This is a genomic window from Lacipirellula limnantheis (assembly GCF_007746075.1).
In the GTDB taxonomy this organism is placed as follows: domain Bacteria; phylum Planctomycetota; class Planctomycetia; order Pirellulales; family Lacipirellulaceae; genus Lacipirellula; species Lacipirellula limnantheis.
Genome location: NZ_CP036339.1, coordinates 5,377,901 through 5,401,922 on the forward strand (window position 1 = coordinate 5,377,901; position 24,022 = coordinate 5,401,922).

Genomic DNA, 24,022 nt, shown 5'->3' on the forward strand with positions numbered 1-24,022 from the left:
GAAGCCGTCATGAAATGCCGGCAATGCGCGTCACTTCCCTTCGGCCTTCCGCTTCTCCAACTGCGTCCAACCCCAGCGATAGAGATTGCGCGAGTCGACATACCGAGATTCGCTCGACGGTGCACCGAGGACAACCACGATGAGCGAATCATCTCCGCGCGTGGCGCTGGAAACCAGGCAAGCGCCGGCCGCCGACGTGGTGCCCGTCTTCACGCCGTCGTACCCTGCGATCTTCAGCAGATTGTTGGTGTTCTTCCAGAGCACGTTCCGTTCGTAACCGCCGGGGCCAGTGACGGTAGCGCCATGCTGCGGAGTAGAAACCACTTGCTGCAGGAAGGGAATCTGCTTCAAAGCATGAGCCAGCTTCGCCATGTCGGCGGCGCTTGCCTTGTGGGTTTCTTCGGTCAAGCCGTGCGTATTGTCGAAGTGGCTATGGTCCATGCCGAGTTCTTTCGCGGCGGCATTCATCGCGTCGATAAACTTGCCGTAAGATTTCTTCGGCGATTCTTTTGCGTCAATCTCTTCGTCGCCGCCGGGCGCCAGCCGCGAGCCAAAGTGTTCGCCGAACGCCACAGATGCGTCATTGCCCGAGGGGAGCAGCAGACCGTACATCAACTCTTCAGCTGAAACCACTTCCCCCGCGCGCAACTCTGCGGTCGAGCCAATCGTGTCATCGGCGCGCTTTGAGAACGTAATCTTCTCCTGGAGCGCGTCTGGATGTTCCTGAGCATACTTGCCAATGACGTAAGCCGTCATCATTTTCGTCGTGCTCGCGATATCGACGGGTGCGTCGGCGTTGGAGCCCCACAGGAGCTCGCCCGTCTTGCCGTCGGCGATGGCCCAGACCTTGCTCGCGACGAACGGCGGCCCGTCGAGATCGTCAGCCGGCTCTTTCTCAATGATTTCCGCGTTGGCGATTTCCGGAGCAGGCGCCGCGGGTCCCTCTTCAACGAGCGGACCGAGCGCCTCCCAAGTCTCACGGCCCACGACGCCATTGGGCTCAATCCCTTTCGCCTTCTGGAACGCGATGACCGCGCTCTCGGTCATTGGTCCAAAGTCGCCGTCGTCGGTGAGGCCAGGCGACGGCGTGACGCGGGCGTTCAACGTCCGCTGCAGCATTGCAACCAGCGGACCGGCCGACCCCATTTTCACAATGCCCGAGTCGGGCTCGGGCGTTGCTTCCTCATCGTCGCTGAAGTGCTGGTAAACGGCCTGCGCGATCTTGCTGCACAGAACATCGCCCGCGTTCTCGCCGCCCCAGCTTTGATCCCTGTTTTCATTGGTCATCACGCACAGGACGATCGGTCCTTTCGGACCGTCAACGATGCCGGCATCGGTCCGGACTTCATTGGTCGCGCCGGTCTTGTGCGCGATTTTCACGTTTGGCAAGTTCCGTGGAAACGTCGATTTGTCGGCGCAGGCGTAGAGATGGCCGAGCATCTTCTCGCTTGCCTCTTGGCTGACGAGTTCTTTCTTCTGCAACTTCTCCAGCAGCGACGCCATATCTGCCGGCGTCGAGCTGCCCAGGCCGAATTTGACGCTTCGCTCAGGAAACAGCGACGACTCGCGCTTGAAGACGAACGAATGGAGCTTTGTTTCTGGGTAGCCGAGTTTCTCCATAAGTGCCGCTGTTTTGTCGAGCCCGACCTCGTTCGCGACGAGATTCGTCGCCGTGTTGTCGGAGTAGACGATCATCAGTTGGATGGCGTCGCGGAGCGAGATTTTCGCGCCGTCGGAAAAGTGCGTCGTTAGGATTCCGGATCCTGGAACCTTATCAGACTCCTTGAGCTCGATTAGCGTTGCGGGGTCAGCCGTCCCCTCCTCGATCGCCTGATACGCGGCGATCATCAGCGGGAACTTGATCAGGCTGGCCGTGGGCATCGTCTTGTGCGCCTGATGTTCAAATGTCTCTCCGGTATTTAAGTCTTTGACGGCGACCGCGACGTCGCCTTGATGCGCGTCGATCAAGGGCTGAATCAGTTCGGCCAACTCACCGCAACGTGCGGGAGTCGCGGCCATGAAGAGGAGCAGCGTCCACGCGCCGAAGAAGCATCGCATTGTAGTTTCTCGCTAAGCTAGTTAACGGAGGGCGTTGGCTCGAGCCACCGACGACGGGCAAAACCCGATCTGCAAGCAAAACCGTCGTCCGCCGGCCGCGGCATTCCACGATTCCCGCGTGCTACGGTCGCGCCGACGAACTGATAAATTCTTGAGGCAGCGTCGCAGGTTACGCTTCGATCAATTGAGCGCCTGTGCCGTTGACGGCCGGGTAAATGCATGTCCCGCGATCCACGACGACGCCGGTCGCAACGTCGCTCGCCAGGAGCGCCGCGCCGTCCATGTCAACGTAGTCGAGCAGCGGCAAGAGTTGCGCGATCGCCGAGATGCCGACCGTCGACTCCGTCATGCAGCCAACCATCGTCTTGAGGCCGTGCTGGCGGGCGTTGATCACCATCCGCCGTCCCGGAGTGAGGCCGCCGCATTTGGTGAGCTTGACGTTGACGCCGTGAAAGTGGCCGACGCAGCGTTGCACGTCCGCTTCGCAAATGCAGCTTTCATCGGCAATGATGGGAAGCGCCGACTTTTCGTAGACGCGCTTTACTTCGCCCCACTGATCGGCGGGCAGCGGTTGTTCGATGAACTCCACGTTGAGTTCTGCCAGTTCGTGGGAGTAGGCGATCGCCTGATCGGCGTTCCAACCGCAGTTTGCGTCGACGCGGAACACGGCGTCGGTGTGCTTGCGCAGTTCGCGAACGATGTCCATATCGTACTTTGTGCCGAGCTTGATCTTGTAGATCGGCCAGCCCGGCATTTCAAGCAGCTTCTGCACCATGACCTCGACCGTATCGATGCCGATGGTGAAATTCGATTGCGGCACGCGGTCGGTCGAGAGTCCCCAAAGCTTGTACACAGGCGATCCCTGCTGCTTGCCCCACAGATCGGTCGCCGCCTGGTCCAGCGCGCATTGGGCAAATGGATTTGTCTGGAGGAGCGGCCACGTCTGTTCCCAGAGATTCTCTGGATCGAGCGGCTCGGCCGACTCGACAATCGAGCGGACCGAATCAAGCGACGCACGCATCAAGTCGAGCGTCGCGCCATAATACTTGTTGGTCGTCGCCTCGCCAAAACCACGATGGACGCCGTCGGTCAGTTCCACGATCAACGTCGGCTGGACGCTCGTCGACTCGCGTGAAATCGAGAAGACGTGTCGCAACGGGAGTTGGAAATCGTGCGTCTTCAGCGTAATCATGGCGTCCCGTCAATCGTGCGGAATGGTAGCCGCCGGCTCCGCCTGCGGACGATGTGCTAAGCACGCGTAAGTTCACAACGTTCACGGGCGGGGCCGGGGGCTCTGATGCGCAGGCTACCGAGCCACTAGTTGCGGCCGCATGGCCAGCACTGCTTCGACCAACTCGTCCGAGCCGTGACGAATGACGTCGCACACTGGCAATCCGAGTTCCGCACGGACTTTCTCACGTTCAACTTCGGCCTGATCGTCATCGAGTCGACGGCTGTTCATGGCGACGCCGATCACCTTCGAAGGCCCCATCAGGTTCGCCATCACTTCGTACACTTCGACCAGCTTGGCGAGCGACGTTAGCGGAACGTACTCCATGCCGTGGGTGGCCGGGCGGGCCGCCTCGTAACACATGATCATGCCGTGCGGTGCGCAGCCATGCAGCAGGCCCAAGGTAACGGCTGAGTATTTAGGGTGCGCGAGACTCCCCTGCCCTTCGATAAAGAGCATTTCATGATGCTGGTGGGCGAGAATCTGCTTCTCGATGGCGCCGTTTACGAAATCCGCGACGACGCAATCGATGGGCACGCCGTCGCCTTCAATCATGATGCCGGTTTGCCCGCTGGCGACGAACTTGGCATCGTGGCCGCGGGCTTTCATCGCGTTGGTCAGTTCGATCGCGGCGAGCATCTTGCCGACGCAACAATCCTGGCCGACGGTGTGAATGCGGAGACACTCTTCGCGAATGTTCAGCCGGTGCGCAACTTCGTTCTCATTATTCTTACGGACGTCGGTGATCGTCGCGCCGCTCTTGGCGGCGGCGGCGACGAAGGCAGGGTCATTCGAGATGAACTCGTGTAATCCCGACACGACGTCCATGCCCTGATTGAGCGCGTCGAGAATAATCGCCTTCCACGCCGGCGGAATGCGCCCGCCAGAGGGAGCGATGCCGATCATCAACGCGTTGGCGCCTTTGCACTCCGCCAGGGTGGCCACAATGGGCGTCTCGCCGCCGACGCCAAGAAGCTCGTGCGCCGTGCGTCCGGCCTGCGTGCCGTCGATCAGGGCGACGACCTCTTCGGGACGATAACGTAGCACGCTCGACGCGGTTTTCCCGGTGACCGGCTCGGTGTGACCCTCAGTCAGAATCGCCAGACGACGTCCACTCTGTTCCACTGCCACGAAGGCCTCGCTCTCTTAGATCGACAGGTTCAGCAACCACATTCTGCGCGAAGCGGAGCGGGTGATCGCTCATTTGCGCTAACCAATCTGAGTGTAGTAGGGCGCCCGGCTCGGGGAAAGACGCACGCTGCGCAGCGAATCTCAGTTTTCGCGCAAGGCGGGGCGACGCGATTTGCGTCCGTTTCTCATGTTTCCAATAGTCGCTCCACGAGAGCGGCCTGCGACACGGGGACGTCGCTGAAAGTGCAGATCTGCACCGGCGCGTCGGCGACCGGATCGAGTCCCTGCGGCGCCCCCAAGCAGGCGACGACCGTTGGCCGCCGGGCGATCAGCGACTGTAGCCATTCGCGCAGCCGCGGCGGCAGCCCAAAGCGGTGCCAGGCCGCAGGCTTCACCACGAACGCCGCCAACAGCTGGTCAGCCGCCGCCGCCCGCCCGGCGATGGCAGCCAGCTCGGCGTCGCTCGGCTCAGCCCCCAGTTCAAGGTAATCAAGCCGCGGAAACTTCTCGGCCAGTAGCTTCCCCAGCGGCGGCGGCTCGGCATTCGAGGGCAGCGGAAAGGGATTGATCAGGACGGCGCAAAGGGTGCGTTCGGGCGAAACGGGCAACAGGCCGCCCCTCTGCTTTGGAACCGTAGTGGCACGCCGCGCGACGTCGAGAGCCATCATTTCCGTAGTTCGTCGATTTTCCTCCTCATCGAAAGCTGCAGACAATGGCGCGGCGAAGGCGGCGACCTTTAGCTCCAACACTCGAGAGAGCGCTTCATCGACGCGAGCTGGCGAAAGGTTTCCGGAAGCGACCGCCTTTTCAAGCGATGACAACGTCCCTAACGGGTCAGCAACGTCGAGCAGAACGTCGACGCCGGCCGTGAGGGCTTTCAACGCGAGTTCGCCCTCATTGGCGCAGCCGATCTTGACGCCTTCCATTAGCAGACTGTCGCTCACGACCGCGCCCTTGAAGCCAAGTGCCCCGCGCAGGAGATCGGTAAGAATCGGCTTCGAGAGCGTCGCCGCGGAGCCGGCCGGGTCGAGCGCCGGATAGCGCACGTGGGCCGACATGACCAGGGGAACGCCGGCAGCGATCGCGGCGGCGAATGGCGGCAGTTCTCGCGAATTCATCTCGGCGCGCGTTGCATCGACAGTGGGCAGCGCGTGATGGGAGTCTTCATGGGTATTGCCGTGCCCCGGAAAATGTTTCGCGGCCGAGAGTAGCCCCGCGGCATTGCAGCCGCGGACGAAGGCCGCAGCGAGTTCAGCTGCCCGTGGCGCCTCGGCGGCAAATGCCCGCGTCGAGATGATCGGATTCTGGGGATCCGAATTCACGTCTGCCACCGGGCCAAAGACGATGTGCACGCCGGCGGCTCGCGACGTTTGCCCCGTAAGTTCCGCAAATCGGAAAACAGCTTCGGCGGCTCCGGCGCCAAGAGCGTCGAACGCCATCGCGTGGGGAAAAAGCGGATAGCCTCGCAGTTGCTGCCCCGCGCCTCGCTCCAGATCAGACGAAACCAATAGCGGGTAGCGGCTCTGCCGCTGCAAGCGTGCCAGCGTCGCCGGCGTGTCGGCATAGCTGCCGTTGAAGACGATCAAGCCCCCGATCGGACAAGACCCGAGCAATCGAGCGACGCGAGCCTCGTCCTCCTCCACGGTCTTGACCGGCGGGAGATTCGAGCCAATGCGAACGAACATCAATTGGGCGAGCTTCTCGCGGAGCGACGCATCGACCGGAAACTCAACATCTTGTTCGCTTGGGGTCACGCCGCTTCCTCCGTCTTTTTGCCAAGGTCCCGATCAAGCGGGATGAATGCCACGGTGGCGAAACTGGGGATCGTACAAATCATGACCCAGATGAAAAAATGTTCGTAACCGATAAGCTGCTGCAGCCAGCCGCTCCACATGCCGGGAATCATCATGCCGAGCGCCATGCACCCGGTGCAAAGGGCGTAGTGCACGGTCTGATGTTCGCCGCGAGCGATGTAGATGCAGTAAAGCATGTACGCCGTAAAGCCGAAGCCATAACCGAACTGTTCAACGCCGACCGCCGCGGTGATGACCCACAAGTCGTCAGGCTGCGCCATCGCGAGGAAGAGGAAGGCCGCGTTAGGCAGGTGAATAATCAGAGCCATCGGCCACAGCCAGCGCTTGAGGCCATGCTTCGCGGCGACGAACCCGCCGATAATGCCGCCGAGGGTGAGCATGAGGACGCCCACGGTGCCATAGACGAAACCGACCTCGCCGGTCGTCAACGCCAGCCCCCCCTTCTCGCGCGGATCGATGAGAAACGGCGTCGCCAGCTTCACCAGCTGCGATTCCGGCAGCCGGTAGAGCAGCAGGAACGCGAGCAGCGCCAGAATGCGCGGCTTGCGAAAGAAGTCATCGAACGGTTCAAAGAATCCGCCGAGGGGGTTCGAGGCGGCAGTCGTCGGCTGCCCGTCGGCCGCCGGATGGGGCAGCGCGAAGAAGTGGTAGAGACAGACCAGCCCGAACAAGCCGGCGAGGATGAAAAAGGTCGCCGACCAAGCGAGCGTCAGGTTGCCGGAGCGGACTTCGAATGTCGCTGACGACGGCTCGTCGAGTTCGGATTCAACCTGCACCAGCGACGCGAAGGGCTCCGTCCAGTTTTGGTCGGTAACGACGAAGCGTTCCCCCTCGACGACCTTGAAGCTCGGATCGCCGCCGGAGAGCCCGACCTGAACGACTTGTTCTTCGCCCGCCGGAACTGATTTGGCCAGCCGCATGTAGACGATCGCCAGGTCGCCGATCTGCTCGCTCGCCGCCTGATCGCCAGACCGCTGCGGCCCGAATCTGGCGCGGATCCAATCTTCCAGGCGAGCCAACCAGCCAGGCGAATCGTTGCCGCCTTTCGGCGTCGCCTCTTCCGGAGCTGGATAGAATCCGCGGTCGACGTTCCACTTCCGGACTTGAGCGACAAGCGCCTCGCCGTCCGACTTCGCGCGGTCGCCGATGCTGAGTTGCAACTTGTTGCTGCTGGCGACGACGTGCTGCGGACCGTCGTCGTCGATGGCGGCGAACGAGGCGGGCTCAGCGGTAAGCGGCCGCGGCGTCTCGGTCGTCGCCGCAACATTGATTCTCACCAATGGCAAGCCGGTTGAAATCTCCAATTGCCCGGCCAGCATCACCAGCAGGCCTTGCCCGGCGATCATCGCCAGCCGATAGGCCGTGCTGCGAATACCGACGAACCAAGCCTGTTCATGACTAGAAAGTGCCAGCAAGTAAAACCCGTCCGCCGCAACGTCGTGCGTCGCCGAAGCAACCGCGACGAATGCCAGCGCCGCCAGGGTATAACGGACGAAGTCGGCCGCCGGGATGGCGAGCGCCGCCGCCCCGAGCCCGGCTCCGACGAGCAGCTGCATCACGATCACCCAGCCGCGACGCGTCCCGATCCGCTGCACCAGCGGGCTCCAAAGCGGCTTGATCACCCAAGGCAGGTAGAGGACGCTCGTGTAGAAGGCGATCTGACTGTTGCTTACGCCGAGTCGCTTGAACATGATCACCGCGACGGTCATCACGACGACGTAGGGAATTCCCTGCGCGAAGTAGAGACTTGGCACCCAAGCCCAGGGGGTGCGCGTCCGATCGGCGTTGGGCGAGCTTGGCCGCACGGGTGCTACTGAACCCTCACTTCCACGATTTCACCTTCGCGGCCTAAGCGAGTTACCGCCGAGACGGCGACTTCTTCCGCTGTGGCGCCGGCTTGCGCCGTGAGCAGTTTTCGCGTCTCGCGGCCGGGCACGATTTCGGTCGTCCACACGTCTCCGCTGCGCGTGCGAACCACCCAAAGCCACGGCGGCTTGTCGTCGCCTGACTTGAGTTCCAACGCCACGCTTTGGCCGTTTCGCTTGGCGGCGACCTCCGGCTTGGCGGGTGCTTCGTCGCCGAGCCAGGGGGATGCGGGAACCAGCGCCGGTTCCTGATAGACGCCGCCCTTCAACTTGTCGGTCAGCCCGTCGCGATTGTCGAAGATGCACTTGATGCTGAAGAAGACGTTGCCCGGACCGTTTGGGACGATCTCGCGCGTCAACTCGATCTGCTTGATCACCTCCTCCGCCGGCCAAGCGTTGCGGGCTGGGGCCACGTCGGGCGACTTGCGGACGCTGTGGGCCCCGTTGCCGGGCCAGAGATGACGCTGCTTCGCGTTCTCGCTACTCCACCACGCGAGCAACTTGGGGTAGCTCTGCGGTCCCTCGATCTGCCAATAGAGTTGCGGGGTGAAGTAGTCGACCCAACCTTCGTTGAGCCACTTCTTCGCGTCGGCGTAGAGCGTGGCGTACTGGTCGAGACCCTGAATCCCTTCGGGGTGGCCCGGACGCCAGATGCCGAAGGGGCTGATTCCCACCAGCACCCATGGCTTCTCCTTCTTGACTGCTTTGTACATCTCTTCGACCAGGCGATCGCAGTTCTGGCGACGCCAATCGTCCTTCGACATCTTGGGCTTCGCGGCCGGCTTGCCGTGGGCATCCTCCGCGCCGTGGGCCGCTTCCTCGCCATGCTCCTCGCCAGCGGCATGTTCTTCATCGACTGCGTGCTCCGACGCTTCACCGTGCGCTGCTTCGTCCTCGTGGGCCGGGGCCTCCTCCTCATGCTCAGGGTCTTCGCCGTGTTCCGCCTCCTCAGCGTGTTCCGTCTCCTCGCCATGAGCCGCCGCGTCGCCATGCCCCGATGCGGCGCCATGCCCGCCCTCGCCGTGGGCGTCTGCCGACTCCATGGCGGCCATCGCCCGCTCGTAGCTCTCATCGTCGGGAAACGGAACCGGCTTGCCCTCTTGGTCGTTGATTGGATAGGGGTAGAAGTAGTCGTCGATATGGACGCCGTCGATGTCGTAGCGCCGCACCACGTCGGTCACCACGTCGATGAACCGCTCGAGCGACGCAGGCTCGCCTGGATCGAACCAGAGATAGGCGCCGTACTCACGAACGATCTCCGGGAAGGAGCTACTAATGTGCGCGGGGGCCGGCGCCGTCTGCGCGTCGCTGTGGCGGACGCGATAGGGATTGAGCCAGACATGAAGCTGCAGTCCCCGCTTGTGCGCTTCGTCGACCGCAAACTTCAACGGATCGTAAAAGGGTTTTGGCGGGACGCCCATCGTGCCGCTGAGGTACTCGGACCAGGGTTCAATGCGTGACGCGTACATAGCGTCGGCCGAAGGGCGGATCTGGAGGATCACCGCGTTGAGATGGAGCGCGACGGCCTTGTCGAGCAGCGCGACGAGCTCCGCCTTCTGCCGCTCGGTCGAGAGCCCCTTCCGCGAGGGCCAGTCGATGTTGGCGACCGTCGCGATCCAGGCGGCGCGAAACTCTCGCTGGGGCGTCGGGACCTCTTGCGCCGGCGCCGAGGGGGCGCCGACGGATGCGGCCACGGCGAACGCCGCCAATGCTAGCCAACTTGCACGTCGATGAATCACGCCTGAACTCTCCCTGGGGTTCCGCTGCTTGGGGCGATTGCCGCATGCTTCGCCGAACTGCCATCATACCGATTTGGCATCGCGCGGTCAGCGCGACATCTCGCACGCGGATCGCGCGCCAGGCGCCATCGCGCTGCGCTATTGTCGGCCGGGCTTGAATTGTCCGCAGCGCAATCGCCGCGCGATGGACACAACCGTCTCGTATTGCGGCCGCACTGCCGCTCAAGGCGGTCAATTCCGCGACGAAGGGCATCGTTTTGCGTGGCGAGGTGCGGCATGCGTTTTGTCCAATCGATCGTGACAAAACCGACGTTCTGTCAAAAAATCTGGTGCGTTCGCGGCGACGATGGCTGCGAGCGACGACGCCGAACGAAGCGGTGCGCTCTGTCGCCGTGCGCGCTGCCATAGCCATGCGAGGGGCGCGGATCCGCGGCCTTCAACAACACTGTCGGCCGGCAATCGCGGGCCACTCAAGTTCCGTCTCCGAGCTCGAACGCATTATTTTCTGAAAGCGCGCGGCCAAAAGCGAGATGGTAGTCGCCTATTTGGACGATTTTGTGGAAAGTTGGTGCGCGGCCAATTTTAGGGAGTTGACAGTGGTGACGCGTAGGGCGGCTTTGGCGCTTGCTGGGAAGCGACCGAGGCGCGGGCGACTTGGAGACAGCGTGACGGAGGCGGGACGCCCCGGCTCGCTTGATTATGGGGGGAGGCGGATGGCGCGTTCGCGCGGACGCAGCAATGAAAGCAGCCGCTCGAGTTTGGAGCCCGAGCGGCTGTTGCTATCTCTTCGCGTGATTGCCCAGCCAATGCCAGAGGCTCGGTTATCTAGGCGCGTTGGCGACGAACGACGCTGCCGAGACCGAGGAGGCCCAGCCCGGCGAGGGCGAGGGTGGCGGGCTCGGGGACTTGGAGCGTTTCGAGACGGGCGTTGTCGAAGTTGGCCGAAGCGGTCGACGACAACCCTGATCCGAGACGAACCGTTTCGTAGCTGCGGGCGGTTCCGGTGTTCGCAATGGTCTGCGCGAGAAACCCATCGACGTAAAAGTTAAAGACCAGGTCGGAGATATCGACGCGCAGGTTGTGCCAACCGGTCGAGCGAAGGGGCGCACCGGCGTTGTTGAGCTTGAAGTAGGCGCTGGCTCCGGTGCCGCCGTCGAGTCCGAGAATGCGCGCCATGTAGTAGTTGCCGCCATCGGCCGCCGAGGTGAGATTGTTATTCAATCCCATCGAGACGAGTTGCCCGGTGCTGGTCGGACTGGCCCCGTCCTGCAAGTTGGCGAATTGGCGGTACGGGGCGAGCGCGGCGTTGGAGTCGTAGAAGTCGAAGCTGAAGGAAACGATGTTGCTGCCGCTGACGACGCCGGTCTCGGCCACCGTCTGCCCATTGCGCTGGGCCGTCGTGGCGTAGTTGACGGAGTTGGGGGCGCTGACGGAAAGAGCGCTGGTGAGCGTGCCGCCGGTCGTGATGGGCGCCCAGACGGCGTCGAAGGCGGCCTGATTGGCGTAGCCGTCAAAATTATCGCTAATGAGGAGAGCCGCCTCGGCGCGGCTGGACGAGATCGCCGCGATCGCCATGGCGGCGAGCGCGAAGGATCTCACGAACTGGGTAACTTTCATTAGACTTCCCTCCTGCTGATGTGGGTCAGCGCTGCAGATTCAAAACAAGACGAGTAAGTACATATGGCGCGTCGGCGTTGTTTCCGCCAGTTGCAGTCTATTTGGGGGGACGGGGGCCCTCAACGATTTACGCGCAGGTCTTTCACGCTAACGCGCAAGGGATGAAGGCGCCGTGGCGGTCAAGCTTGGCTCCGCGCGGCGGGGAGGTTCTCGCCTATGAGGGCTATGGGACGCTGAAATCAATCGTCTGATCTTTGCCTTCCGGTCCGACGGTTGCGGTCAGCGGCGTGTCCAACCGCGAAGCAAACTGGCGGGGGAGTTTACGGGAAGTCGGCGGGACAGGATCGCCCTCCTTCCATCCCGGCGGCAGCTCCGCGCCTAGGTTCACGGTGACGCGATACTCGCCGGGGGGGAGTTGAGCCAAATAATCGCCATTGCTCAGCGGAGCGATCACCGGCCGGCCGTCGCCCGGGTAGAACATCAGCGAGGCATTCGAGAGCGGCTGTCCTTCATAGAGGACCCGTCCTGAAAGTGACGTAACGCTGGACTCCCCGCCGCAACCAATCATCGGGAGGATCGAGAGTGCCAGCGACGTCGACGACGCGATCCAGACACGACGCCGATAGCCGTCATTGCGGAATGATTTCATCGCCGTTTCGTGATCCATAAGCCAAGTAGGCGTTGAGGTCGATGCCCTCATTGATAAAGCGGACGCTTCCATCGCCCAATGCGAAGTTTGCGCCGCCCGGATGCAAGCTGCCGAATGGGAGGTTGTTGACCGACAGAGTGCGCGGCGTGGTAGCGGGCACGGCAGGCCGGTCTCCGGCAGCATTGTCATGGCCGATATATTGGCCGGTGAACGGATCATGGTTCACCAAGCCTTTATCGTTAATGTTCTTGCAGGCGAAGAAAGCGGTGGCGGCTTGAGGTCCTTTGGGCGAGCTCTTCTTTGCGCTCGACCACTCGGCCGTAGGCGTACCGTTCCAATAGGCGCCGATCATCCAAGTGCGGATTTGATAGACGCGCTCGCCGAGCAGGAACGTATTGCTGGCGCCGTCGGTGACCTGCTTGAAGGAGACTGGCCAATCTTGGATTAGCAGGCCGTCGTAATTATTCGGGCCGAGGATGTCGTTGTCGTTTCCGCTGGCAGCCCAGACGCAATAGTGGGCCCCATCGCGCGATGACGGGCACTTGCCGGTGCGCGCGTGGTAGGAGCCGCTTACCCCAGCGTAGCTCATGCCTTTGCGATCTACATTGCCATACTTCTCGGCCTGGGTGCGCAGATCGGGGTCGCTGGGACATAGATAAGAGGGGAGCATCAACTTGTTGAGGCCGTCAAGCGCGCTGCCGTAGGCGTCGGGCGACTTCTTGTACTGATCAATAGCGTCCTGACTAACGCCGGACTGTTCGACGTACGGCAGAATGAGGACGGCCCAAGCCAAACCGCTCCCCTGCGTGATGTACGTATTCGTGCTTCCGGGGGGCAGGGCTCCGCGAGCCGTCTCGTAGTTGAGACAGGCGAGCGCAATGTTCTTTTCCTGATTGACGCATTGGCTACGCCGGGCCGCCTCACGGGCAGCCTGGACGGCCGGCAACAACAGCGCGACAAGCACGCCGATGATCGCGATGACGACCAGCAACTCCACTAGCGTAAAGGCGTCGCGAGCGACAGCATGCCGACGAAGACGCATGAGGTTGTTCCTGCACGAGACGGACTGGCTGGAAGTCGAACCGGGCGAAGCGCAAGCGAATTCAGGGGACGCTCAACTCCTCCGCCTTCCTCTACCTAATCTTAGGCAGCGCGCACAAATCAACAATCAAGACCGTGCGCACTTATTTCTCTCATTAGCGCACTTGGCGCAGGGCGCAATCCGGTCGCGCGTTGATGCTGAGGGGCGGCAAAGAGACGAAGCCGAAGCTTGCCGGGGCAAGCTTCGGCTTGAGTGTCGCGGTCGATGAAACAAAGACGAGGCCTCGTGGCGTCGGCGGGCGTGCCGACGTCGATGAGTTAGCCTCTTCGGCGAGCCACGGCGCAACCGGCGACGAGAGCCGCGGCGGCCATCGCCATGGAGGTCGGCTCCGGAATGGATCCAACGGCGGCGATCGCGGGCGCCCCGCCGAACTTCGTCTTCCAGAGATCGAGGTCGGCCCCGTCGACGTTGCCGTCGCCGTTGGCGTCGCCGGTCGACTTGTTTGGTTGGCCGGTGAGGCCGAAGCCTCGCTGCCAAATTAAGAAGTCGGCGCCGTCAACGACGTTATCGCCGTTGAAGTCGGCGTTGTTTGCAGGCGGCGTCACGATCACGGGGTTGAGCGTGACGTTGACATTGTCGTAGTAGGCTTCCTTCCCGTTATTGGTCAGTCCCGCACCGAGACGGACGACCTCGTAGCTGCGACGCGTCGCATCGGTGCCGACATTGCTTACCCGCTCGGCGAGTACGTTATCGACGTAGAATTCGTAGTCCGTGCTAAGATCATCATCAGATGAAATGATCACCTTCAGGTTGTGCCAGCCGACCGAACGGAGGCCAACGCCAAAATCATTGAGCTTGAAGAACTGGCCGGATGCGAGACCTCCTCGCTCGTTAGGACCGCCGTCGGGATCGATGCCGGTGGGATTGGCATTCGTATCCGAGGGAGCGAAGCCGACGATGCGAGCCATGTAGTAGTTGCCGCCGCTGTCGCCACTCAATTGATTATTGTTAAGACCAAGTGCGATCAACTGATTGCCGGCAGTCCCAGGCCCGTCTTGAAGGTTGGCATACTGACGAAACGGATTACCTGTTCCGAATGCGTCGTAGAAATCGATGCTGAACTGAATTTTGTTTTCTGTCGAGGGTTGCAGCGTCTCTTCAAAAAACCGTTCATTCCTTTGCGCGTTTGCGTTGGCGCCAGCAGGAACCTGGTTCGAATCATTCTCGGCCGCGACAAGAAACGAATTGGATGGGCTAGAAGATTGCACCGACGAAAGCGTCCCGCTCGGTTGTGTTCCGACGGGAGTCCAGTTGACGTTCAGCGCGGCCTGATCAGCGTAGCCGTCGAAATCGTCGTTCAGCAAAACTGTCTGAGCAGACGCAGTCATCGCCGACAGCATGGTCAGCGTGAGCGCTAGTCCAAATCGAGCAGCCATTTGTCCCGTACCCTCCGAGAATCTGTTATGTGAGCTTGGTCGGCGCGACGAGCGAGCAGAGCGGCGGAACGTTCAGTCGGGCCGAGGCTCGCCGCGCGGATGGCGCGGCGCGAAATGATCTGGTTGCCTGGGAGACTGTCTTCACCGCCTGCTTTCATCTTAGTGAAGAGCCGCAAGACGACGCATGAAGCGGTGCGTTATTTTTTCGCGCTTTGGCGCAAAGAGAGTTGGGAGGCGAGAGGTCGGAGGTCGGGAGAACGACGCGAACTGGGCGGCCAATGGGACGCGCAGGTCAGGAGTATCGGACCGCTGGCCTCTGACGCCTCGCCGCTTGTGATCAGCTGCGTGTGAGTTGCTTGCGGTACGCCAGCGGCGTTTTGCCGAAGCGTTTGCGGAAGGCGACGCCGAAGCGGGTGCCGTTGGCGAAGCCGCAGGCGGAGGCGATTTCGCCGATCGACATGTCGGTGCGCGCCAGCAGTTCGCGACCTTTATCGAGACGGACGCGGCGGATTTCCTCGGCGGGGCTGCGGCCGAGGTAGCGGCGGAACTGGATTTCGAGGCTGCGGCGCGAGACGGGAACCTCGTGGAGAATATCTTTGACGACAATGTCTTGAAACGCCCGCTGCTGAATGAAGCGGAGGGCGCGGACGACCGTGTCGTCGTCGATGGCGAGGATGTCGGTCGATTGGCGGCTGATCACCCCGTGGGGGGGGATGCGAATGGGCTGCGCGGGGGGGCGTTCGCCGTTCATCATGCGGTCGAGGGCGGCGGCGGCCTCGTAGCCGATGCGGCGACCAGCCAGCGCGACGCTACTGAGGGGAGGCGTGCAGACTTCGCACATCAAGTCGTCGGTGTCGCCGGCGAGGATGGCGACCTGATCCGGGACGCGAATGCCGGCCATGTAACAGATTTCAGCCAGTTGGCGACCGCGCTGGGCGTCGACGGTGAAAATGGCGATCGGTCGCGGCAGCGAGGCGAGCCAACGGCTGACGCGACGCTGCTGTTCTTCCCAACCGATTTTGCGGCCGACGCGATAGCCGGGTTTGTATTCGTGGCACTCCAGGCCAGCGGCGCGAACGAGTTGGATGAACTCCTCGCCGCGCTTCGAGGAATAGCGATGGTTCGGCGGGGCGAAATAGGCGAACTTTTCGAAGCCGCGGTCGCGAAGGTGATGGAACGCGAGTTGAGCCCGCTCGGCGTCGTCGGTAATGACGTCGCAGACGCCGGGGAGTCCTTGGAAGAGCGTGTCGACGTTGACGACGGGCACCTTGCGCTTGCGAACCTGATCGACCTGCAAGCGATTGCCGAACCGTACGATCACGCCGTGGCCGTTCCAGAGGTCGGGGAGCGCGGAGCGCTGGTCATGGTCCTGCGGATCAAGCAGCAGATTCCAGTGACCGTGGTTCTGGGAGTAGTCGGCGATGCCACGGATGACGCTGCAGCCCCAGCTATCATCCGTCTCGACGAGGACCGCGACTTGGCGAGTCTGGGGGCGGGAATCCATGGGCAAGCATTCTTACAAATGCGCAAGGTGGCTTCGCCAAACAGGGCGATCGCTGCGTCAGCTGAATAAACATGATCAGCTGGCGTCCTCCTTATTGTAGGCAGGGCCGGCGGAGAAATCTGCGCATTTTCGAGAGGAATCTGCGTGCTGTTCCCTATTGGAGGCCGGACGAACCGCTAAGCTAGTGCTAAACTGGCCGGCGCGAGGCGCCAGTAACCCAGCAACAGTCGAACGGAAGGCTGTTCGCGGGGACTGGACGCGGCTTCGGCGGCACTTCACGCGGACGTCGGGCACGACTCGGGGGTTTCTGATCTTCGACGTGCACGAGCCAGGGATCCTGCGGGACACCTGAACGTCACACGCAGCAAGGAGTTAGCGCTATGGCGACCGTTGCGGTGGGATTGATGAGCGGGACGAGCGGCGACGGGGTCGACGCGGCGCTGCTTGATACCGACGGCGAAAACAAAATTGGCTTCCTGGGCGGGCTCACCCTGCCCTACGACGACGACCTGCGCGGCCGCCTGCTTGAGACGTCGCAGCATGACGTGCCGCTAGCGGAGGTCCTGCGGATCGAGAAGGAAATCTCCGAGCACCACGTCGAGGCGGTGCGAAGGCTGCTGGACGATCATCCCAAGCTGGCGAAAAAAGTCGAAGTGATCGGCTTTCACGGCCACACGGTGCGCCATTCGGCGAGCGACGGGATCACGATGCAGATCGGGAACCCGTGGATCCTCTCGCGCGACTTGAAATTGCCGGTGGTGAACGACTTTCGGCGCTGCGACATCGCCGGCGGAGGCCAAGGGGCGCCGCTCGTGGCGATGTTCCATCGCGCGCTGTTCAGCAGCGAGCCGCGGCCCACGGTCGTGCTCAACCTGGGGGGCGTCGCGAATGTCACGTGGCTCGGCGAGAACGATGAGATCATTGCCGGAGATACCGGTCCGGGATGCGGCTTGATCGACGAATGGGCCCAAACGATGGCGGACCTGCCGCATGACCGCGACGGGCACTTGGCGCTGGCGGGTAAGGTCGATTGGGAGACCGTGGAGCAGGCGCTCGACTCGCCGTTCTTCGGGCTGCCGCTGCCCAAGTCGGCGGATCGCTTCGACTTCGACCATGTCGACGTTTCGCCGCTGAGCGTGGAGAACGGCGCCGCGACGCTGTGCGCGGTGACGGCCGAAGCGGTGTTTCGGGCGGTGAAGAACCTGCCGGCCATGCCGCAGAAGACATGGGTTACGGGCGGCGGCGTGCATCACCCCTTCCTGATGAAGTTGCTGGGCGAACGGCTGGGCGACATTCAGAATGTGAGCAAGTTCGGACTGAACCCCGATACGCTGGAAGCGGAGTGCTTTGCCTGGCTGGCGGTGCGGCATCAGCGGGGATTGCCGCTGACGATTCCCGAAACGACCGGTTGCGCCAAGCCGTTGAGCGGCGGCGTGACGGTGAAGTTCGGCTAGCGTTGCTAGCGGCTTGCGGGGCGGATGGCAGTCGGCGGGTGCGCCCGAGGGCTGCCGTGCTAGCGGCTTTGGGGTTTGGCGAGTCGGCGGGGACCGCTATAGTCGCCGCCCCCGAGCAGGGGTCGGCGGCCAGTGGACGGCTCGCCGAAGTTGGCTCGCCCGAACCCCTCACGTCTCATCATGAACGCGCGGTCGCCCCGCTCAAACTTGAAGTCGCTGGCCCTGGCCATGGTCGCATGCAGCGCGGCTATTGGTTGCGGCACGTCGCGCATGAGCAACACGGCGCGGACGGCGACGGAGCAATTGCTGATCTCCGACGCCGTGGATCGCACGGTGCAACAGATCAACTTCAAGGTGCTCGCCGGCGAGGCCGTCTTTTTCGATACGGCGCAGATGGGCGACGTCGTCGACAAGGGATACCTGATCAGTTGCATGCGGCAACATCTGTTGGCTTCGGGCTGCGTGATGAAAGAGAAGCGCGAAGAGGCGACATTCATCATTGAGCCTCGCGTCGGGGTGATTGGCACCGACAGCCATGATCTGATGTTCGGCGTCCCGGCGTTTAGCGTGCCCCAGGTGGTGCCGGGCACGCCGCTGCCGTCGTCAGTGCCGGAGATTGCCTTCGCGAAACGTCGCGATCAGATGGGGGTCGCGAAGATTGCCGTATTCGCCTACCGGCGGGAAACGGGCGAGCCGGTGTGGCAATCGGGCATGGCGATGAACAAGAGCACGGCCAACGACATCTGGCTGTTTGGCGCCGGGCCGTTCCAAAAGGGGACGATCTACGACGAAACGCGCTTTGCCGGCATCGTGAAGAAGAAGGAACTGGAAGAAGAAGACGCGAAAGCCGCGGTAGAAGTTGAAGAGGAAGCGGTATTCGCGGGGGCTCCAGCCAAGGCCCACCAGGCGAAGGCCGAGGGCGTGGTACAGGCCTCCGCCGAAGCCCCGGTGGAAGCGGGCGGCGGTCCTCCGGTGCTGCCGCCGCCGGCGCGGCCCATCGCTGAAGCACCGAAGCCGGCGGAGGCGAAGGAAGATCCCGCGACCACGGCGGGGTGAGAGCTTACGGGAATGCTAAATGGGGAATGGGGCATGGGTTGAAATAGCTCCCCATTCCCCACTCCCCATTCCCCATTTGTGCAGCGGCTAATTAACCTCATCAAACGCGAGCGGGTCTTCGTGCTTCGGGTCGGAGATGCGGATTGACTTCTTGCCGCCGAGCAAATCGTCGAGCAAGTTGCCGACGAGCTCCGCCCGCCAGCCCTTGAGCAGCGCCGGGGTCTCGTTCGGATCGATGCCGCCAAAGCCATATCGGTACGCGATCAACTCGCGAACGTCGGTGGCGGTGCCGACCATGCTGGCGGCGACTTCAGCCTGCCGGCAGATGGAGGTGAGCGCCGGCGTAAGAAACTGGCCGAGGAGGTTTAGCTGGGGCGGCGGTTCGCGCTGCGTGTGACGTTCGCCGCGTTCGAGCGGCGCGTCGAGCCCGCGTCGGACGCACGCGGCGAGTTCTTGGGCCTTGCGCCGCAAGTCGCCGCGCTGCAAACCGCGAATGGCGAGGATCTGGTCGGGCTGGTCGGTCTTCCGCTTGGCGATTTCAACGAGCAGGTCGTCGCGGAGGAGTCGCTTGGGGGGTTGATTCAAGCGGCGGGCCTCGTCCTGCCGCCAGAGCCAGAGCTCGCGGACGACGGCGAGGTTGCGCGCATTGAGCGTGCCAATCCCGGAAACTCGGCGCCAATCCTTGCGGTCTTGCGAGTCGACGATGCTCTGTTGCCACCCGGCGAGCTCGTCCTTCAGCCAGGTCAGCCGGCCGCGCTTGTTGAGCAGCTCGGTCAGGCGATCGAACAATGGCAAGAGGTAGCGGACGTCTTCCAAGGCATAGTTGATCTGGGCATCGGTGAGCGGACGGCGGCGCCAGTCGGTGCGTTGCTCCCCCTTCATCGGCTGCTTGCCGAGGAACTTGCCGACGACTGAGCCGTAAGAGGCGGGGAACTCGTTCGAGCAAAAGCCCGCGGCATACTGGACGTCGAAGCTGCGCTGCGGAACGGCGCCGACGGCGCGGAGCATGAAGCTCAGCTCCTCGCGGCCGGCATGGAAAACCGTTGTCTTTTCGCGGGCGGCCACCGCTCGCCAGAACGGCAGCACGTCGACGGTCTGCGGGTCGACGACTGCCATTTCGTCGGGAGTGACGACCTGGATCAGGCAAAGCTCGGGATGGAATGTATCTTCGGAAACGAACTCCGTGTCGAAGCCGATGATGGGCGCGGCGGCGACGCGATCCGAGAGATCGTCGAGATCACGTTGCCGGGTAACGATGGGAGAAGGCACTGGGCGCGTAGTTCGGAATTGGCGGAGGGAGCCGACGACATGCGAAACGGCGGGAAACCGCCATTCTAGGTCGGGCGGAGCACGCCGAAAAGCTTGGATTGTGCCGGCGCCACGCAAGGCGAATCGCTTGGTCGGGAGCGGTGCGGCGGTTGTAGCATGGTTTGGGGGGTTCGCGTGTCGCCGGTTACGGCCGCAGGATAAAGATCCAGTCCATCAGAGCCAGAATGGGAAGTAAGATCAGCAGGCTGTACCCCATGTAGCCGAAGAAACTCGGCATTTTCACGCCGGACTTCTCGGCGATGGCTTTCACCATGAAGTTCGGACCATTGCCGATGTAGGTCATTGCTCCCATCAGCACGGCGCCGAGACTGATGGCAACGAGCAACGGTTCGGGGACGCCGCCGGTCGGGCCGCCGGCGAGGTCAGGATCTTGGGCCGTCTGGAAGAAGACGAGGTAGGTCGGGGCATTGTCGAGGAAGGAAGACAACGTGCCGGTCGCCCAGAAGAACTTTCCGGGGCCCATATCGAAGCGTTCGACGAGGTAGGCCCCATTGGCTTTGAGGATTTGCAGCGCCGGTTGCATGCAGATGAAGATGCCGACGAAGAGGGCGGCCACTTCGACGATCGCATCGTAGTTGAATCGGTTAGCCAGGCGCGGTTGACGAGGTCCGCAGGCGAGCGACAGTGCGACGAGCCCTAATTGCACCGCCTCGCGAAAGTACATCCAAGGATGCCACGACGCGCCGGGGAACGCCTTGCTGGGATCGAGCGTCGCCACCGCGGCGACGATTCCCAGAAGGAGTAACCCATTAACGCCCAGGCCGCTGACCCGCAGTCGGCGGACTTGAGCAACGTCTCGCTCGATGTCGCGTACGGCCTCGCGCGGGTGATGATAGAACTGGTCCATCAACCAGTAGATGACGATCAACGACCCGTTCACGAAGAGCCATTCGGGCCACAAGCGGAGCGTCCAGAGGAAGTCGACGCCCTGCAGATACCCCAGAAAGAGCGGCGGGTCGCCGATCGGCAGCAAGCAGCCGCCGCAGTTGCAGACGATGAAGATGAAGAAGACGACGGTATGGGCGACGCGCTTGCGTTCCTGGTTTGTTTCGAGGAGAGGACGAACCAGCAACATCGCGGCGCCTGTCGTGCCAATCAAACTGGCCAGAACTCCGCCCGCCAGCATGTACATGGCATTGATGGTGGGAGTCGCTTCAAGATCGCCGGTGATGCGGATGCCGCCCGCGATCGTGTAAAGGCTGAAGAGCAGCACGATGAAGGGGACGTACTCTTGCAAGAGCGCATTTCCAAGCACGGCTTGGAGATAATCGTGCTGGAAGAATCCAGCGTGCGCGTCAACGACGCGGTGGCCCGGCCAGTGGGCCTCGACGGGCGCTGCGTGGAGAAAGGCGTAGTACGCCAGCGTGATCGCGCCCAAGCCGGCGGCGACGATGAACCGATTGAGGTTCTTTTCCCACCAGTGCTCGGTCGCGTGCATCAGCGGAAAAACGGCGATGGCGCCGAGCAGCAAGACGAACGGCGCCACGGTCCACAGCGGCGGCGGAGCGATGTTGCCGTGCTCGTCAGCCGCATGCGTCGCAACGCCATCGGCGCCGACTCCGCGCTCCTCGACATGGTCTGTTTCTGCGACCGGCGCGTGCGCTTCGAGGGCCGCGGCGGTCCACCGTTGCGGGTAACCAGCCGCAAAGCTCAGCGCGTAGAGCGAAATGATCGCGACGATCGCCCACAGCGCCTTATTTCCGGCTGCAGGCAAGTCGGTGGTGGTCGTCGTCATGGAAATTCCAAGCCATTGCGTTCGCCGCCTCGCGAAGTAATTCGAGAGACCCAAAGATTAAGTGGTACGGCGCACTACGTCTACTGGGGCGAGCAACGGCAACGCCGGTTCGTTGGACAACCGACTCCCTCCGATCGGGGCGAAAATGCGGTACACTGCTGACGTTCCACGGCAGTAGCGAAGACTCATCGGCCGCCGTGGTAATCGCTCCAGATGGCCCTCGCTCCACACGATGCTCGAAGTCTGGCTACAACCGAATCGCCGTGCACTATGGAGCACGCTACTGACGTTCGCAGCGATTGGCGCGCTCGCAACAGTCGGGGCGTGGTGGTTCGAATCGTTGATGGTGCGGATCGTTCTCGGCGCCGCGGCCCTGCTGGCCGCGCTGATGGTTGGAGCGTCAACGGTAGAATTGCGGCGGCCGCGGATCGCCTTTCAGGATGGCCAGGTGCTGTTCAATTTGCGCGGCAGCGCGCCGGCGGCGGTGCCCGCCGAGGTGGTGGAGGCGTTTTTCCTGGGACAAGGTCCGGCCCACTTGCCGACGATCCGCACGATGGTCCCCGAGTGCGTCAACTTGGTGGCGCGGCTGTCGGAGAAGGCGCCGGAGTGGGCGAAGGTCGACGTCAAACCCGCGCTCGGCGCATGGTGCGAAGGCTACGTGACCATTCGCGGCACATGGTGCGAACCGCTAACCAACGAGGTGATTCGTCGGCTCAATCGCCGCTTGCGCGAGATTCGTGAAGCGGCCGCGGCCGCCGGCGAGGAAGCGCCGTGACGAAGCTGCTCGTGAGCGTACGGAGCGCCGCCGAAGCGGAGGCGGCGATTCGCGGCGGCGCCGATTGGATTGATTTGAAAGAGCCCGATCGGGGGCCGCTTGGCGCCGTGAGCTGCGAAGTCGCGCGCGCGATCGTCGCTGAAGTGCAAGATCGCGCCCCGATTTCGGCCGCAGCCGGCGAGTTGTGCGATTGGCCCGCCTCCGATGCGCGCGACCTGCTCGCAGTCCCTGGCATCAGTCAGCTGAAGCTCGGCTTGTCAGGATTTGGCGGCAGAAGCTGGCATGGTGGGTGGTTGTCTGCGCGGCGAGAAATTCACGCGGCGGGAAAGGATCTCGTTGCGGTCATCTACGCTGACGCCGCGGCCGCCAAGTCCCCTGCCCCGCTTGAGATCGCAGCGCTGGCCGGAGCGACGGGAAGCCGGTGGTTACTCATCGATACGTTTGATAAGCGGGGTGGAAACCTATTCGATCATCAATCTGCGCTTGAGTTGAACGAGCTCTTTCATTTCGCCCGCGGGCACGGCGTCACGACGGCGGCCGCTGGGCGCTTAACGGCTGCTGCGATTGCCACTTTGCCGCTGAATGTCGTCGACGTGGTGGCGGTACGGAGTGCGGCGTGCGGGGGAGATCGCAGGGGCCTCGTTTCAGCTGAGAGCGTCGCGACGCTGCGGCGATTGGTCCGCAACTTGGCAGCCGTATCGCAGGCGTCCGCCGACGACGACCCGCGGCGGGCTGACTCTCTTGGCGATTCTCGGCGTTTTCGGGAAGCGAGCCAATTTCCTTGACACCTCGCGCGGTTCCGCCATATTGACGGGCTGACGTCCCGGAGGGCGTCTGCGACCATCCGTCGTGGATCTCATCTGGATTTTTTGTGGGGGAGATCAAGACGTGCCAAAGTCGGTGTTGGAAGCGATCAAGCAAGGGGAATGGGATTTCGAACCGGAATCGATCGAAGAGCGTCGGTTCGACGCCACGCGGGCCATGCCCGGGACCGATGAAAAGCTGGAAGTCCTGGCCGCCCGCGTCCGAGCGGGCCTGCCGCTGTGGCATGGCCATGACCGGACAGATCTCGACGACCTCGAAGCCTAGCGTCGAGGCGACGGTCGCCCATGAGGAGCGTGCGGGAGTTTGGATTCCGTGTTCGCGTCGAGCGCGGCCTAACCTATCGGGGCCGCGCGGCGTAAGATTCCCTGTGCCTGAGTCCGGATTTGGTTTCGAAGTCGCTCCCTGGGCCTCACTTCGAGGGCCGGGGATTAATGCAGGAGCGCTCGCGTGCCGAAGTTTCACCTGGAAGTTCCCCACACGTTCACCGCCGACGAGGCGAAGTCGCGGTTGGAACGGTTCATCGACTCCCTTCAGGCGCAGTACGGCGACAAGGTGAGCGAATTGGAACAAGCGTGGAACGGAAACAAACTCACCTTCGGCTTCAAGACGTTTGGGATCAAGATCGCCGGCGCGATCGAAGCCCTCGATCAAAAGCTTGCCGTGACGGGAGAGATCCCATTCACCGCCATGATTTTCAAGGGGAAGATCGAAAGCGAAGTGAAAGAAAAGCTCGCGCGATTGATGAGGGCGTAGGTCGACCCG

Annotated in this window: 19 protein-coding genes; 6 read left to right on the top strand and 13 right to left on the bottom strand. The window is 62.7% G+C overall.

Translation table 11 applies throughout. From position 1 onward, the window contains the following. Positions 1-30: 30 nt before the first annotated feature. The 11 genes from I41_RS20945 to I41_RS20995 all read right to left on the bottom strand — a co-directional run bounded on the left by I41_RS20945 (position 31) and on the right by I41_RS20995 (position 16,086). The gene (locus tag I41_RS20945) at positions 31-2,058 is read right to left on the bottom strand and encodes a serine hydrolase (protein ID WP_145434864.1); all 2,028 of its coding nucleotides are present in this window, start codon (positions 2,056-2,058) and stop codon (positions 31-33) included. 169 nt (positions 2,059-2,227) lie between these two features. Then, positions 2,228-3,250 carry a dipeptide epimerase gene (locus I41_RS20950; RefSeq protein ID WP_145434865.1) on the bottom strand — a complete coding sequence of 341 codons (1,023 nt, stop codon included), beginning with the start codon at positions 3,248-3,250 and terminating at the stop codon, positions 2,228-2,230. A gap of 114 nt (positions 3,251-3,364) precedes the next feature. Further along, the gene (locus I41_RS20955) at positions 3,365-4,420 is read right to left on the bottom strand and encodes a DUF1611 domain-containing protein (protein WP_246133718.1); all 1,056 of its coding nucleotides are present in this window, start codon (positions 4,418-4,420) and stop codon (positions 3,365-3,367) included. Between the two features lie 185 nt (positions 4,421-4,605). Continuing rightward, entirely contained in the window at positions 4,606-6,174 is a 1,569-nt protein-coding gene (locus I41_RS20960; protein ID WP_145434866.1) for a glycoside hydrolase family 3 protein, read from the bottom strand. Continuing rightward, the gene (locus tag I41_RS20965) at positions 6,171-8,039 is read right to left on the bottom strand and encodes an AmpG family muropeptide MFS transporter (RefSeq protein ID WP_145434867.1); all 1,869 of its coding nucleotides are present in this window, start codon (positions 8,037-8,039) and stop codon (positions 6,171-6,173) included. The genes I41_RS20960 and I41_RS20965 overlap by 4 nt, the downstream gene beginning before the upstream one ends. A gap of 5 nt (positions 8,040-8,044) precedes the next feature. Continuing rightward, the gene (locus tag I41_RS20970; RefSeq protein ID WP_145434868.1) at positions 8,045-9,838 is read right to left on the bottom strand and encodes a glycoside hydrolase family 10 protein; all 1,794 of its coding nucleotides are present in this window, start codon (positions 9,836-9,838) and stop codon (positions 8,045-8,047) included. Between the two features lie 825 nt (positions 9,839-10,663). Further along, a complete protein-coding gene (locus I41_RS20975; protein WP_210421018.1) occupies positions 10,664-11,455 on the bottom strand; it encodes a PEP-CTERM sorting domain-containing protein in 792 nt (263 codons plus the stop codon). A gap of 223 nt (positions 11,456-11,678) precedes the next feature. Further along, on the bottom strand, positions 11,679-12,104 hold the full coding sequence (locus I41_RS20980; RefSeq protein WP_145434869.1) for a carboxypeptidase-like regulatory domain-containing protein: 426 nt from the start codon (positions 12,102-12,104) through the stop codon (positions 11,679-11,681). Further along, positions 12,085-13,146 (bottom strand): DUF1559 domain-containing protein, encoded by a 1,062-nt coding sequence (locus I41_RS20985; protein ID WP_145434870.1) that lies wholly within the window; start codon positions 13,144-13,146, stop codon positions 12,085-12,087. The genes I41_RS20980 and I41_RS20985 overlap by 20 nt, the downstream gene beginning before the upstream one ends. Before the next feature lie 317 nt (positions 13,147-13,463). Beyond that, positions 13,464-14,582 carry a dockerin type I domain-containing protein gene (locus tag I41_RS20990; protein ID WP_145434871.1) on the bottom strand — a complete coding sequence of 373 codons (1,119 nt, stop codon included), beginning with the start codon at positions 14,580-14,582 and terminating at the stop codon, positions 13,464-13,466. A 337-nt stretch (positions 14,583-14,919) separates the two neighbouring features. Next, on the bottom strand, positions 14,920-16,086 hold the full coding sequence (locus I41_RS20995) for an AraC family transcriptional regulator (protein ID WP_145434872.1): 1,167 nt from the start codon (positions 16,084-16,086) through the stop codon (positions 14,920-14,922). Positions 16,087-16,466: 380 nt separating this feature from the next. On the opposite strand from I41_RS20995, the gene I41_RS21000 reads away from it, so the two are divergent. Together I41_RS21000 and I41_RS21005 are read left to right on the top strand one after the other, a co-directional pair. Beyond that, a complete protein-coding gene (locus I41_RS21000; protein WP_145434873.1) occupies positions 16,467-17,540 on the top strand; it encodes an anhydro-N-acetylmuramic acid kinase in 1,074 nt (357 codons plus the stop codon). Positions 17,541-17,720: 180 nt separating this feature from the next. Continuing rightward, complete coding sequence (locus I41_RS21005; RefSeq protein ID WP_145434874.1) at positions 17,721-18,596, top strand: DUF6655 family protein; 876 nt, start codon at positions 17,721-17,723, stop codon at positions 18,594-18,596. 87 nt (positions 18,597-18,683) lie between these two features. Here I41_RS21005 and I41_RS21010 read toward each other — a convergent pair whose 3' ends face one another. After that, positions 18,684-19,865, bottom strand: coding sequence for a ribonuclease D (locus I41_RS21010; protein ID WP_168207065.1), 1,182 nt, complete (start codon positions 19,863-19,865; stop codon positions 18,684-18,686). Between the two features lie 184 nt (positions 19,866-20,049). Next, a complete protein-coding gene (locus tag I41_RS21015) occupies positions 20,050-21,660 on the bottom strand; it encodes a sodium:proton antiporter (protein ID WP_210421019.1) in 1,611 nt (536 codons plus the stop codon). A gap of 232 nt (positions 21,661-21,892) precedes the next feature. Between I41_RS21015 and I41_RS21020 the strand changes: the two genes are divergently transcribed. The 4 genes from I41_RS21020 to I41_RS21035 all read left to right on the top strand — a co-directional run bounded on the left by I41_RS21020 (position 21,893) and on the right by I41_RS21035 (position 24,013). Beyond that, on the top strand, positions 21,893-22,435 hold the full coding sequence (locus tag I41_RS21020) for a hypothetical protein (RefSeq protein ID WP_145434876.1): 543 nt from the start codon (positions 21,893-21,895) through the stop codon (positions 22,433-22,435). Next, complete coding sequence (locus I41_RS21025) at positions 22,432-23,220, top strand: (5-formylfuran-3-yl)methyl phosphate synthase (protein WP_145434877.1); 789 nt, start codon at positions 22,432-22,434, stop codon at positions 23,218-23,220. Before I41_RS21020 ends, I41_RS21025 begins: the two co-directional genes overlap by 4 nt. A gap of 103 nt (positions 23,221-23,323) precedes the next feature. Then, positions 23,324-23,524, top strand: coding sequence for a hypothetical protein (locus I41_RS21030; RefSeq protein ID WP_145434878.1), 201 nt, complete (start codon positions 23,324-23,326; stop codon positions 23,522-23,524). A gap of 183 nt (positions 23,525-23,707) precedes the next feature. Continuing rightward, positions 23,708-24,013, top strand: coding sequence for a polyhydroxyalkanoic acid system family protein (locus tag I41_RS21035; RefSeq protein WP_145434879.1), 306 nt, complete (start codon positions 23,708-23,710; stop codon positions 24,011-24,013). Positions 24,014-24,022: the final 9 nt, after the last annotated feature.